The organism is Neobacillus sp. DZ-9 (assembly GCF_059587065.1).
Map to the genome: position 1 here is coordinate 60,159 of NZ_JCAIOL010000009.1, position 14,796 is coordinate 74,954.

At 40.5% G+C, this 14,796-nt stretch carries 8 protein-coding genes; 6 read left to right on the plus strand and 2 right to left on the minus strand.

Annotated elements, in window-relative coordinates; all coding sequences use genetic code 11:
- Positions 1–9 precede the first annotated feature (9 nt).
- The 4 genes from lacD to AC59HZ_RS22770 all read left to right on the plus strand — a co-directional run bounded on the left by lacD (position 10) and on the right by AC59HZ_RS22770 (position 10,094).
- Complete coding sequence (gene lacD, locus AC59HZ_RS22755; protein ID WP_496548044.1) at positions 10–996, plus strand: tagatose-bisphosphate aldolase; 987 nt, start codon at positions 10–12, stop codon at positions 994–996.
- A gap of 249 nt (positions 997–1,245) precedes the next feature.
- A complete protein-coding gene (locus AC59HZ_RS22760; protein WP_496548045.1) occupies positions 1,246–5,607 on the plus strand; it encodes an endo-alpha-N-acetylgalactosaminidase family protein in 4,362 nt (1,453 codons plus the stop codon).
- Positions 5,608–5,946: 339 nt separating this feature from the next.
- On the plus strand, positions 5,947–8,703 hold the full coding sequence (locus AC59HZ_RS22765) for a dynamin family protein (RefSeq protein WP_496548046.1): 2,757 nt from the start codon (positions 5,947–5,949) through the stop codon (positions 8,701–8,703).
- Positions 8,704–8,864: 161 nt separating this feature from the next.
- Complete coding sequence (locus AC59HZ_RS22770; protein WP_496548047.1) at positions 8,865–10,094, plus strand: RtcB family protein; 1,230 nt, start codon at positions 8,865–8,867, stop codon at positions 10,092–10,094.
- Between the two features lie 44 nt (positions 10,095–10,138).
- Here the strand turns inward: AC59HZ_RS22770 and AC59HZ_RS22775 are convergent, their stop codons facing one another.
- Both AC59HZ_RS22775 and AC59HZ_RS22780 read right to left on the minus strand, forming a co-directional pair.
- Entirely contained in the window at positions 10,139–10,546 is a 408-nt protein-coding gene (locus tag AC59HZ_RS22775) for a DUF1761 domain-containing protein (RefSeq protein ID WP_496548048.1), read from the minus strand.
- Positions 10,547–10,744: 198 nt separating this feature from the next.
- A complete protein-coding gene (locus tag AC59HZ_RS22780) occupies positions 10,745–11,701 on the minus strand; it encodes a D-2-hydroxyacid dehydrogenase (RefSeq protein WP_496548202.1) in 957 nt (318 codons plus the stop codon).
- A gap of 207 nt (positions 11,702–11,908) precedes the next feature.
- Here AC59HZ_RS22780 and AC59HZ_RS22785 point away from each other — a divergent pair, with 207 nt between their 5' ends.
- Together AC59HZ_RS22785 and AC59HZ_RS22790 are read left to right on the plus strand one after the other, a co-directional pair.
- The gene (locus AC59HZ_RS22785; protein ID WP_496548049.1) at positions 11,909–12,676 is read left to right on the plus strand and encodes a 3-hydroxyacyl-CoA dehydrogenase; all 768 of its coding nucleotides are present in this window, start codon (positions 11,909–11,911) and stop codon (positions 12,674–12,676) included.
- Between the two features lie 306 nt (positions 12,677–12,982).
- Positions 12,983–14,728 (plus strand): sigma 54-interacting transcriptional regulator, encoded by a 1,746-nt coding sequence (locus tag AC59HZ_RS22790; RefSeq protein ID WP_496548050.1) that lies wholly within the window; start codon positions 12,983–12,985, stop codon positions 14,726–14,728.
- Positions 14,729–14,796 lie beyond the last annotated feature (68 nt).

Below are 14,796 nucleotides of genomic sequence, written 5' to 3' on the forward strand. Positions count from 1 at the left end.
TGATTGTCGGTGTTAGAATTAACAGAAAATAAAGTAGCAGCTCTTAAGCGTTTGTCGGATGAAAATGGGATTATCGGGGCTTTGGCAATTGATCAGCGCGGTTCATTAAAGAAAATGATTGCAGCAGGAAGTTCAAGTTCTATCGGAGATGAAGGCATCATCCGCTTTAAAGAATTGGTTTCCGAAGAATTAACACCCTATTCAACTGCTATTCTATTAGATCCAGAATATGGACTGCCTGCTGCAAAGGTTCGCAGCAAGGACGCCGGTTTATTGGTTGCTTATGAAAAGACCGGATACGATGCAAAAGCAGAGGGCCGTTTGCCTGATTTATTGCCAGAGTGGTCCGTAAAACGATTGAAGGACGCCGGTGCAGATGCTGTTAAGTTTTTACTGTACTATGATGTGGATGAAGACGAGAAAATTAACGAATATAAGCATGTTTATATGGAACGAGTAGGGTCCGAGTGTGTGGCAGAAGACATTCCATTCTTCCTGGAAATTGTGTCTTACGATGCCAAAAATGATGATGTGAAAAGTAAAGAGTATGCAAAAGTGAAGCCGCATAAAGTAATTGAAGCAATGAAGGAATTCTCCAAACCCAAGTATCATGTTGATGTATTAAAAGTAGAAGTTCCAGTGGATATGAAGTTTGTTGAAGGCTTCACGGAAGGAGAAATAGTCTATAGTAAGGAAGAGGCAGCTTCTTTTTTCAAAGAGCAAAGTGAAGCTACTGAACTGCCGTTTATCTTCTTGAGTGCGGGAGTAAGTGCGAAACTATTCCAAGAAACATTGAAGTTTGCCAAAGAATCTGCCTCTACCTTTAATGGCGTATTATGCGGCAGGGCAACTTGGAAAGATGGCGTCGCACCTTTTGCTGAAAATGGGGAACAAGCAGGTCGTGACTGGTTAAAAGATACCGGTATAAGGAATATTGAAGAATTAAATGACGTGTTGAAAGAGACCGCCAGCTCCTGGTTTGCTAAAGCGAATTGACTAGACTTCTATTTTTGAAAATTACCAAAATTGGATAGGTTTTTTAAGCGAACAGTGCCGGGTACTGTTCGTTTTTTTATGCAATTCTCTAAAAAACAATATTTCTAAAAATTTGGACAATATCTTTATTGTGGAAGCGCTTTAACAAAAGTAAGCTAGATTACAGATAGAAGGTGGTGTTACTGGATCTTTAATCATTACACAAGCATCGTCATCTATAAAACTATTATTATCAAAGGAGGAGAGGAATTGAGCAGGAACAATTACAGGAGATTTAGCCATACCCTACTTGCAATTGTGTTATTTTTGCCAACGTTCTTGACGGGATTTATTCCGCCGTTACGTGCGATTGCAGAGGTGACGAATCCATGGGTCACGATTTCAGCTGGAGGAAATGAAGTAAATGAAATGGTCACCCAGAATGGGAAGGCCTATGTAAGGCTTGGAGCTGGAGCAGGAAATGACAACGGGGCAAAAGCTGCCATTTTTCAAGAGAAAAATAAGACAGCTCAAGAAACAGGAACGATGGAATATACCTTTATTCCGGAATTGCAAGGAGCAGATACCAGATTTGGAATCTATCCTCATTATATTGACCCTAACAACTTTGTATTTGTAGGTTATGACTCATTTGGGTGGTTCTATGAATACAAATATAAAGGCACCGGAACCTGGTTAAACACTAGACCAAGCGTATCACTACCAGAAGCAGGATCTAAACATTCTATTAAAATTGATTATAGCGGAACCACTTTCAATGTTACTTTAGATGGCCAAGATTTATTTGGACCTGTTACTTTACCAAACGATGTAAATAATCTGCTTGCAGGTAAAGAAGCGGTTAAACTTGGTGCTTTTGGAGGGAAAAACAGCCAAGTACTCATTGAATTGGGGGATGCTCCAGGAGATGTAGGACCAAACCCAGGTGATGGGGAACCAGTCGACATTACGGATAACCAACTGACAGAAGGAGATTTTAAAATTATCTCAGGTGACGGCAGCATTACCTATAATCAAGATGGTTCAGCAACCTATAAGGTTACTTCCACTCAAAAAAACCGAATTGTCTACAATAAAATGAATACAATTAAAAATGGTATTTTTGAAGCGGATATTACTCCAGGAACTAGCGCCATGAATCGCTTTGGTCTCATCTACCGTGTTCAAAATCCATCTGCCTACACGTATGTGGGAACGGGAGATCAGAACAATCAGTATTTTGGCGAGATATTTGGCCCTGCTAACCGTTGGACGGATATGACCTCAGATGTGCCATTGGAAGCCAATAAAACCTATCATCTACGACTGAAATTCATAGATGATTCAGCAACCCTTTACGTTAATGATAAAAAGGTAAATACCTGGCCATTGGCAGGCGGTGTCGATAAAGCAGGTTTACTTGGATTTGAAAAAAGCCGCGGGTCAGCTAACATTACGATTTCAAACATTAAAATTAAGGAATATGTTCCACCTAAAGCACCAAGTACTCCACCAGTTAAAGATACAATAAAATCAGACTATATGGATGTCATAATTGACCAAGTATTCCCACGTGTCATCGAATACCGGGTTGGCAATAAGGTTATGGGGGGACAGAAATCTCCTGTTTACGGATTGAAAGTGAACGGTACGCTTTACTATCCTGAAGTAGGTTTTGAAAAGCTGAGCGAAAGTGAAGCACTGTATACCTTAAAAGTGAAGGATGAAATTGAAAACCTTGATGCTGTTCTCAAAGTTTCATTAAAAGTCAACAAAAATAAAGTAATTTATACTTTTGAGGATATTACCAATGCCGGAAGTGCAAAAATTGAAACGGTGGAATTTGCTGATCTAAACTTTATCTCTGTCAATTCTGCTCAACCGAATGCGAAAGCAAAATTAACAAATCTTAGCGGTGATGTAACGAAGCCGGGGGATGTTGATGTTACTGTTGATTCATCGATGGGGGGCATAGGTACATCAGCAAGCTATTATACTGGTTTCCTTTCAACGGACCAATTGAGTGCAGGTGTTTGGTCCAGTTCCGAAGTCAATGGCTACAGCAACCTAGTAGCCAATCGCTATCAAAGTGAAGATGGTACGAAAGCAATCGGGATCGGTTCAAGTTTGCTTTATTATCAAAGAGAATTTATGCAAAAACCGCAAGCAGTAAAACCTACCGTGAAAATTGCGATTGCTGACGATTTGAATCATGACGATGAAATTGACTGGCAGGATGGTGCGATTGCTTACCGTGACATCATGCAGGACATTCCAGGATCGAAGGATGTAAACAACCTAGTTGGAACACGTATTGCCATGAATTTTGGATCACAAGCCCAACAGCCATTCCTAAAAACGTTGGATAATGTGAAAAAGGTAGCACTCGCTACAGACGAGTTGGGGCAGTCCGTGCTTTTAAAAGGATACGGAAATGAAGGGCATGATAGTGCACATCCGGATTATGGAAATGTCGGTGAACGAATCGGGGGTGAGGACGATTTAAAAACACTGATTCGTGAGGGGCATAAGTACAATTCCGAATTTGGAGTCCATATTAATGCTCAGGAAACGTATCCTGAAGCTAAGGCTTTCAATGATGATTTTATTGATGGACCAAATTCTAGAGGCTGGGGCTGGTTGGATCAATCCTATACTATCAATAAATTAAAGGATTTATACTCAGGAACGAGGGCGAAAAGACTGGATGAATTAAAAGCAGCGGTACCAGGTCTTGACTTTATTTATTTGGATGTATGGTATCAAGATCAATGGGAATCTGATCGAATTGCAGAGCAATTTATGGACAGAGGCTGGCGAGTCTCAACTGAGTTTGGTACATCAGTGGCCAATTATTCTACATGGCAGCACTGGGCTACGGATAAGAACTACGGTGGACCATCAAGCAAAGGAATCAACTCTGAAGTCCTTCGCTTTATTAGTAATCACCAAAAAGATTCCTGGGTGTTGAATTGGCCTGAAGCAGGCGGAACGGCTGACCACCCATTACTTGGCGGATTTGAATTAGCCGGTTTCGAAGGATGGCAGTCGGATAAGAACTTTGACCAGTTTATCCGCATGACCTTCGATACCAATCTGCCGACTAAATTTTTACAAAAGTATTATGTCACCGATTGGACAGATGTTGAAGGAGACAAGCAGAAGACCAATCTGGAAAAGAAAATAAAATTGGCGGACCCAAGCAATGGTGATGAGGTTATTGTAACTAGAAAAGACAACTCCAGAGAACGAGTGATTACACTTAATGGAAATGTGGTCCTTGATGAACATTCGTATTTAATTCCTTGGGTGGAACAGGATTTTAAAAATCCAACTCCTGCTGCTGAAAAATTGTATCATTGGAATTTGGAAGGTGGTACTACAACCTGGACATTGCCTGATGGATTTGTTGGTCCATCTAAAAAGGTTTACGTGTACAAATTGACTGATAAAGGCCGAACTGATGTGCAGAAAGTCGAAGTGGTCAACAATCAGGTAACCTTAACAGCTGAGGCAGCAACGCCATATGTAGTTATTCCTGACAAAAAGGAGAAGGGCTTACAGGTCGACGATTGGAGCAAGGGAGCTCATATCTATGACACAGGATTTAATTCGGGTACGGTCAAAGATGAAAATACAAAAGTTGCTGGAGACAAGGATGCCGTCAGTGTTATCAGAACGAATCAAACTGGAAATGCCCGTAATTTGAGCAGCGGTGACTATTATTTGAATATGGAAAGTCCATCAAGGAATACAACCGTTTCCCGCACCATTACTGACCTGGTGCCAGGTAAAGATTATGTGGCAGAAGTCTACGTAGAAAACAATAGTGATGTAAAAGCCGGAATCAAAGTAACTGGCGGGGTAAAGGATGTAAGCAATTACACATTGCGCAGCCTGCAAAAGAACTTTGTAAAAGCAGACTCACATGCTTCAAATGATGGCTACAATAGCAAAATGCAAAGAATGCAAGTAAGCTTTACGGCTACATCTAAAAAGGCCGAACTGATTCTCAGCCGCGAGGCCGGAGAAGGAATAACCAAATTTGACGATATTCGCATCGTTCAAAAATCCGTGAATAATCAAGTATCGTCTAACGTATTTGAGCAGGATTTTGAATCGGTCGTGCAAGGAATTTACCCATTTGTTATTGGGAATACGGAAGGGGTAGAGGACAACCGAATTCACTTGTCTGAATTACATGCACCGTATACACAAAAAGGATGGGCCGGCAAAAAATTAGTAGATGATGTTATCGCAGGAAATTGGTCTGTTAAAGTCAATACTGGAAACAAAGGCTTAGTGTATCGCACCATTCCTCAGCACTTCCGCTTTGAACCGGGAGTAACCTATAGAGTATCCTTTGACTATCAAACTACTGCTAATGCTTATCGCTTTATCTCAGGTGATCAAGAAATTGATGTTCGAGATATTGTGGCTGCCAAGGGACTGAGTTTGAATAATACACTTACAGCTTCTACCGATACCAAAAGGGCTGAGTTTACTGTTACCGGTTCTGAGAACGGCCAAACATATATTGGAATTTTCAGTGATGGAACGAGCTTGAATGGAGATACTGGGGCAGGCACGTTTATTTTAGACAACATACGAATTGAACAGGTCAGCAACTGAAGTTTGCCTAGGAATCTATATACTATGGAAAAATAGAAAAGAGAAAAGAAACCAGCGGATTAATTTAGAGTGAATCTAAGCTGGTTTCACTTTTTTATTTTGAGGCAGCCGGAAGCAGTTGTGTAGGCAATAATATCCATAGCAAGTGATACATCCCCAACAAATCCCCTAAAGTTGTCTCCAAACTGAAATACAATTGACATCTTATTAAAAAATTCCTTTGATAAAATTGTAACAATTGGGACTTAAATTCTAACTTTTATTCGAATCGTATGAGGAATAATTATGCCTCTTTACCATATGAATGACATAGAGTGGTTGCCATTGGAGGGAATTTTAATGACGTTAGAGAAGCAATTGAAACAAAAGAAATACTATGAAATGTTCATTAATGAGCAAGAAAATATTCATCCGATTCAGGTCCTTGGTGAAGCCTTTCAAGAGGAAGCACAAAAGGATTTACCTGACCTATCTTATATACGCTTTGCACAGGGGGAAGTGTATTTTCACCATAAGGATTATGAAACGGCGATTTTTAAGTGGGAAAACATTGTCAATGACCTGGAGCTGTGGGCGAAGAAAAATACGGCAGATGCCTATTATGAGCTGGGAATGTTATCAACGGCAGAGGATCTTTATAGTGCCATAGAAACAGAAGATCTTACCTTAAAAACAGAAGTAGCCTTACAGTTATTTTCGCTCTATCTTGAACGCGGAAAGCTGGAGGCGGCTGTTGCGATTATCAAAAGGACGGTCAACTCTAACCCAGATTATCCGAATGTGACCGAAGTCGCCCGGGCATTCTTCGAAGAGCAGAGTGACTGGAACAATGCCATTGAGCTTGCGGTGAATGAAGCCAAGCGGACGGAATCTTTGGAATGGTTTGAAATTCTGCATACATATGTAGAAAATAGTGTAACGAAAAACTTTGATCCAAGTTATTTTTCGCATGCATTAAGTGTCCTGTTTAATCTGAATAAAAAAAGCTTTGAACAGCTTGTTTCTTCATTGTGGAACAGCTATCAGAATGAAGAATCTTATTTTGTCTGGTTGAGGGAAATCAACCACTTGCTCCTCAATCTTGAGCTGGTTCGAAATGAAAACTATCATGAGCTTTCAAAACGCCATAAAGAAACTTATTTCACTTTTATTGATGGAAGGTATTATATAAATCAGCTTAAGGATATCATTCCAGACTTGCTGACGAATTGGCTCCGTCTGGCTGACAATGCGAATAGTGTATTGGCGTCAGCAGCAGTCCTTTCTTGGAATGAACTTTTTCCAGCGAGCATCAGCCAGTCCATCGTTAGTGAAGCAGAAAAATTAATAAGTATAACGGAAACGGATATGGATGAGCTTGACGAGTGTTTGTCACTCTTTGATTCCATATTGAATTGGGCTCAGGAGCATGACATGGGCGAGAATAATCGTGTCAAGTGGCTTGCCCAGCAGTTAATTGATTTTGATACCCAGCATATCCTTCTTGCCGGGTTTAAAGGAAGTGGGAAATCTTCCTTTATAAACACGGTTCTCGGTGCCGAATTACAGGATGGAGCAACATCGTCTGTTGTTCTGTTCAAAGACGCTGAGGAAATGACCATAACTGAAATCACTGACAGGGAGATTAACGATCTAACTGGTTTAGAGGAATTCCAGGAAAAGATGGATCGAAGACGAAATGCATTAGAATCAATCATAGAATTGAAGCGTCCAATTCCATTTTTTAAAGATAATAAGGTTGCGTTCCTGGATACTCCTGGGCTTACCGGGTCTCTCCATTATGATCGCTATGAAGTGCTGAAGAACCTGCAGATTGCCGACACAATTCTTTTTGTGGTAGATGCAAATGCTTCGGTTACCGATAAGGAATGGGCAGCACTTGGACAAATACAAGAGATTGCACCGGATATTCCAATTCATTTCATGATTAGCAAAATGGAGACTATTGAAAATGAACAGGAAGCACATAAAATTTATGATGATATAAAAGCGATGGTCAACTCCTATTTACATGATGCTAAGGTATTTGCGTTTTCAACACAATATGAACAAAACCAGCAAATGAAGGAATTAAAAGTATTTATTCAGTCCATTAAAAATACAAGAAATCTAGCGGATAAGCGCCTTGCAAAGCTGTTGTATTTTATTCGGACAACAATCGCCAGTCTTTTACAAAAACGAATTGATGTTGAAAATCAGTTAATAGAATCGATTCGCTGGAACGAAGAAATGCTGATGAAGTTAACTGGTGCAGTGAACCAACTGAACGATACCGAAATACAAAGAACCAAATCAGCCATAAAATCGTATCGGGCAATTAAGGAATCCATTGAGACAGAAATCTCAGTGGCTGTGCCAAAAATGCTCCGGGAGTGCTCTTCTCTAATCAAGGAAGACAGTGATTTTAGTAAAATTCATCTTATGCTCAATGATGAGATGAATAAAAGGCTGCAGGAATATTTGGAGCAAAAGGTAATGCCGAAATATTACAGCTCACTTCAAGATTGGATTGAGCGCTCAAATGATGAGTTTAAGGAAAACCAAGAATTTCTGGTTGAGATGAAAGATGGATTTAATCAGATGTACGGGGAAGAGCGAATGGAGCTAGAGTGTGATTTTAGGGTGCTCGATGATTGGCGCCGCGATAACGATAGGATGACAACCAGGTTCCAGTTGGAAATAGTCAATATCCTGCTGCGCCGAACTCCTTCACAATTTTTATTAAAAAGTGCAGGGAAGCTTCTGGGGGCAATTTCGCAAAACAAAGCCATGCTTTTCAACAAATACCAATCCTTTATAGAAAATGAAGACTATTCCGAAGCAATCGCTGCCGTGAATAAGCAGTTTTTCCAGCCATTTGAGATGTTTGAAAAATCATTGGAGCGCGATGTTACCTTATTTTTCAAGGGTCCAAAGGCAATTTTAAACCGTTCTGTTGAGGAAGCACGTTCAGAGATTCAGAAGAAAAAAGAAATGCAAGATAAGATGAATGAGAATCCAGAAATGTTCCGCGATCCATTAACCTTATTTGACGTGAGGCTACGCCAATTCGAATGGATGACCGTCGCGGGAAAAGGAATGCAAACAATCTACTGATATGATTAAAATGGGGGATGCTTTAGGGCATCTTCCTTTATTTATAAAACTGGTATTTTGTTTTCAGTGCGTAATAAGATTACTTATGGAAAATCCATTGCTCAATCGGATTTCCCATGATAGCCTATTGTTAATTGTTTTTACAAAAGGAGGGGAAACTCGTGATAAAAGTAACAGGGTCTCAAACAGAAGCAAAAGTATTTTCCAACTATCCACAGGAGACGGCACTTGAACAAATACAAGAGCTGTGTAATCAAGCTTTCTTAAAGGATACAAAGATTAGTATTATGCCAGACTATCATGCTGGTAAGGGATGTGTGATTGGAACCACCATCCAGCTAAAGGATAAGGTAGTCCCGAACCTAGTAGGTGTTGACGTAGGCTGCGGCGTATTAACGGTTAAGCTGCAGGATAAAAAGGTTGATTTTAATAAGCTGGATCAGGTCATTCGGACCTATGTGCCAAGCGGAATGGAGATACATTCTGATGAGACTGCTCAGTTTATTAACACGAGTTTTCCATCTGCGGAGGAATTTAAAGCTCAGCACATTCTAAGCGAGAATAAAAGCCGTTATAGCCTAGGAACTCTTGGCGGCGGTAACCATTTCATCGAAGTCTCTGTCGATACCGATGGCTACCACTATTTAACCATTCATACTGGCAGCCGTTATGTAGGAGCAAAGATTGCCACCTATTATCAAAAAGTAGCCATTTCCAAGCTCAGGAACCATGATTTAACGGAGATGATTGATAAATTAAAGGCTGCTGGGCGTCAAAAGGAAATTCAAGCTGCCATTCAGAGCTACAAAGAAACCAATCCTGTAATTCCAAATGATTTAGCTTATTTGGAGGGCGAGGATTTTGAACATTATATTCACGACATGAAATTGGCACAGGCGTTTGCGAAGGCAAACCGTGAAGAAATTGCCAGAGCAATTACGGAGAATATGGGCTTTGATGAGCAAGATCGTTACGATACCGTCCACAACTATATTGATACAGATAACTTGATTTTACGAAAGGGAGCTGTTTCAGCTCAGAAGGGCGAGCGTCTCATCATTCCAATCAACATGAGAGATGGGTCGATTTTAGCTGTCGGTAAGGGCAACGAAGATTGGAATTATTCTGCGCCGCATGGTGCTGGTCGCGTCCTTAGCCGGACAAAAGCGATTAAAACGCTGAATATGGATGATTTCCATAATACGATGAAGGGCGTCTGGACGACATCTGTCTCCGAAGAAACATTGGATGAAGCGCCGATGGCTTATAAATCGATGAATGAAATATTAGAAAAAGTAGAAGAAACAGTTGAAATTGCGAGCATTATTAAGCCGGTCTATAACTTCAAAGCTAGCGAAAAATATGATATTGGCAAATATAGGAAATCATAAAGTCATAAGGAAAGGGTGCCTAAAAATTGGCACCCTTTTAATGATTATGCAAAAGCTGCGATTATAATCCCCATGATTGTTAATGAAACAATGTGGTAACCTGCACTAATGAAAAATAACGTGTATTTTCTTTGTTCAAAAAAGGTAGGCGAAAGCTCGCGAAAGGCAGCTACAACACCAACGAGGAATCCAATCAGCGCACCGTCAAGAATAGTGACAATATCTAAAACGTGAATAAATAATGATAGAATGATGGCTGTGAAGATACCGCCAAGTGTGGTTAAAGCATATCCAACGTTGGCACCTTTTTTATCGATATCCTCCATTTTCTTCCCCAATGCTTTCACCCAAATGTTAGCGAACAAAACGGGAGAATACCATAGTGCCCCAATCAACATGTTGGCAACAACGGCTATTACGATTGCTAATATACTTATCCCCGAGAAACTCATCCCAATGACCCCTTTTAAATTTTCTGTGTATTCGGTGAATTATACCATGACAATAGACTTATAAGAAAGGCCATCTACTATTTATTTAACAAGTTTAACAGCAAGGAGAGCAGGCAGGACCCACTTTAAAGCGTGTAACCTTCGCTTCTTATTTTGTTTTTTTTCGAGTGTTACTTGCTGCATTAAAAAACTCCTTTATTAATAACCTTTTGAAAAATCTACAAGATTTTTGGATGGTTTTTTTCCAGAAAGATAGTCTTTTAGGTTAGGAATTAAAATATTTTCTACCACCCTCTTGTTGTAATGCTCCGTTGACCCTGAAGTGTGAGGAGTGATAATTACATTTTCCATTTCCCATAAAGGACTGTCAGGACTTAATGGTTCTTTTTCAAATACATCCAGTCCCGCCCCTGCAATGGTACCATCTTTAAGAGCTTGTACGAGGTCCGCTTCAACGACAATCTCACCACGGCCGATATTAATGAAAAAGGCCGAGGATTTCATTTCCTTAAATTGTTTCGCTCCAAATAACTGATGAGTTTCCTTTGTAAGAGGTAAGGTTACCACCACATAATCGCAGTTTGGCAGAATTAGATCTAATTGATCTGAACCATACATTTCATCAACAAATTCCTCAGACCTTGCTGAGTGCCTGACACCAAGTACCTTCATTCCGAATGCTTTGGCAATTTTCGCTGCTTCTTTTCCAATCGCGCCAACACCGATGATAGCAACGGTTTTTTCATGTAGTTCTAAATTCATATTGGCATGATGCCATGTTTTCGTTTGTTGATTTTTTACATATGTATGGATTTTTCGCGTTAAACCAAGCATTAGTGCAAAGATGGTTTCTGAAATCGGAAAGGCGTGCACACCATTGGCGCTTGTTAACAAAATATCTTTAGCTTCAAATTCTTCAAGAGGCATAGAATTAACGCCTGCACTCCAGGATTGCAGCCATTTTAGCTTGGACTCTGGTGCAAGACAATCGTCTTTTAACCCATGTTTCCACCCTGCAATGATTTCTGCATCCTTAACGTGTTGTTGCCAAACTTCTTTATCTTTACCAGCAATCAGTTCCCAATCGGGAATAATCTGTTTAATTTGTTCAAGCAGGTTTAGTTCAAGATTGTGAGTAACCACTAATTTTCTCATCATGCCATTCCTCCGTTCAGTAAGTCATTCTCTCTTTTATGATAACAGGTTTATATTCTAAATGGTGTACAATTATTGGTCACTATTCATGTTAAAATGTCCACCCGAAATACAGTTGGGAATTGGAAAGGCTTTGCTATCTATTCATTTTTCTTGGCACAGAAATTGCAATTAAACTATTAGTAACTTTTATTGGAGGGATTGAATATGCAAATTCAAGATTGCCGTGCGATTGTGACAGGTGGTGCCTCTGGATTGGGGGAAGCGACAGTCCGGAATATTGTGAATAATGGAGGAAGGGCGGTCATTTTTGACCAATCAAAAGAAAATGGTAGTCGGCTTCAAGAGGAATTAGGAGAATCGGTTTTATTTTTAAAAACAGATGTTACAAAGGAAGAGGATATAGAAAGGGCAGTCAATAAAGCAGAGGACTTTATGGGAGTCGTGAATGCCGTTGTGAACTGTGCGGGAATTGGCATTGCTGAGAAAGTGCTTGGAAGAAATGGTACACACAATCTATCACTTTTTTCTAGAGTCATAAATGTGAATTTAGTAGGATCGTTTAATGTGCTTCGCCTTGCTGCCGAGAAGATGATAACCAATGAAGTGAATGATAAAAATGAACGAGGTGTCATCATCAATACTGCCTCCGTTGCAGCTTTTGACGGCCAAATCGGTCAGGCTGCGTATAGCGCATCTAAAGGTGGAATTGTCGGGATGACGCTGCCGATTGCGCGGGAGCTTGCCCGGTACGGTATCCGCGTTATGTCGATTGCTCCTGGTCTTTTTCATACTCCGATGTTTGATACACTGCCTCAAGAAGCGCGGGATTCACTTGGAAAAATGGTGCCGTTCCCGCCAAGGCTGGGGTACCCGACTGAATACGCACAACTGGTCCAAAGCATTATTGAAAACCCAATGCTTAATGGTGAAACGATCCGCCTTGATGGCGCGATAAGAATGCAGCCGAAATAATGATATTTTCCGAGAAGGCCCTTGGGTCTTCTTTTTATATTGGCTTTGTTAAAGACTATTGTTGATTTTTTACACTGTTGATTGGAGCGGAAGGCGCGAAGACTCCTGCGGGAGTACGGGGCAGGGGAGACCCCGCAGGCGCCAAAGCGCCGAGGAGGCTCCCTGGCACGCCCGCGGAAAGCGAAGCGCCTGTAGCGCAAATCAACAACCAAGTTTAACAGACCCTTTATATTAATAGTTAAAATATTCTAATAAATATGTATTTTTGTTACAATATAGGTATCTGAAAAAGTGAGGAGTGAAAAAATGCTCCAATTAAAAGAAATAATTACCCCAGTTGATTGTTTTGTAACGGAAAAAACAACTCTAAAAGAAGCTATCGGACTAATTGGTAAAAAGAAATGGAACCTGATCCCTGTAACAGACGCCTCTAGAAAATTAGTGGGAATTTTTACACGGAGTTGCCTTTATCAAATGATCTTAGAAGAATGTCCTCTATCCACCCCTATAAAAAATTACATAAAAAAGCAAGTTGAAACTGTTTCGGTCGATACCCCATATGCAAAGATTGAAGAAATGGTTAAAAACAGCAAGGTTGGAACCGGTATTGTCGTAGATGGAATGAACCACGTTGTCGGTATTCTAACGAAAACAGATATGGTCATGTCCCTGCTTGAAACCTCACAAGAATTACAAACGATCAAAAACTTAAAAAGAACATTAGAAACAACAATCAAACACGCATTTGACGGAATTGTGATGACAGATGAGAAGAAAATCATTCAAATGGTCAGCCCGCCGCTTCTGGAATTATTCAATCTTACTTTAGAGCAGGTACTGCACCAGCCGGTATCAAATGCGTTGCCGCAACTTCAATTAGACCATGTCTATGAATCGGAAACAGCTGAAGTAGGCGGCTTCTTGGAAGTGAGCGGCATTAAGTATATCGTCCACCGTATTCCGATTATTGAAGATGGAAAAGTCATCGGCGCAATTGGCAAGGTGGTATTTCGGCAATTAAATGAGGTAAGCGAACTATTCAAGAAGCTGCAGAAGGCAGAAAATAAAGCAAATTTTTATCATCAGGAATACCAGAAATCAGAGTCGGCTAAGTTTACCTGGGACCATCTTTTGACGATAGACCCCTATATGGAAAAGTTGAAAAAAAGCGGGGCTAAAGCTGCAAAAGGGCGATCAACGGTGCTTATCCGCGGGGAAAGTGGAACGGGGAAAGAGCTGTTTGCACACGCCATTCACAACAGCAGTGCTAGAAGTACCGGAAAGTTCGTCGTCGTCAATTGTGCAGCCATACCGGAGGATTTACTAGAATCAGAGTTTTTTGGTTATGAGGAAGGTGCCTTTACCGGAGCCAAACTAAAGGGGAAAATCGGCAAATTTGATTTAGCTAACGGTGGAACACTTTTTCTCGATGAAATTGGTGACATGTCCCTATCCTTGCAGGCAAAACTGCTTCGCGTCCTCCAAGAGAGGGAATTCTACAGGGTAGGCGGGACTGCAAGAATTCAAGTGGATGTTAGAATTATTGCAGCCACTAATCGGAATCTGGAAGAAATGGTCAAAGAGTGTCTTTTTAGGGAGGATTTATATTACCGCCTAAATGTAATATCCTTAAATGTCCCGCCGCTTAGGGATCGTCTATATGATACCGATTTCTTAATAGGCAAGATTATGTTTGATTTCAACCAAATATTAGGAACAAGTATTACCGGAATCGAGGACCACGCAAGAGCTGCCCTGCTTGGTTACGATTGGCCCGGGAACATCCGGGAATTACGAAATGTAATGGAGCGGGCGATGACCTTTGCGGAAAGTGGAAAAATTAAATACGAGGATCTTCCAGAGTATTTAATAAAGCAGGTCCATACACCTGTATCGGCAATAAAGGTTTCAATGGTTGAAAATGCAGAACTAGAAGCAATTAAAAAGGCGCTGGTTCAAGTACAAGGAAATAAAGTCCAGGCTGCAAGATTACTAGGAATCAGCCGTTCCGGCTTGTATGAAAAAATTAAAAAGTACCAACTGACGATTTAAAAGAATGTCCAATTAATGGACACTCAGTTGATTCTTGTGTATATAAGAACAACATCCAATGAACCATG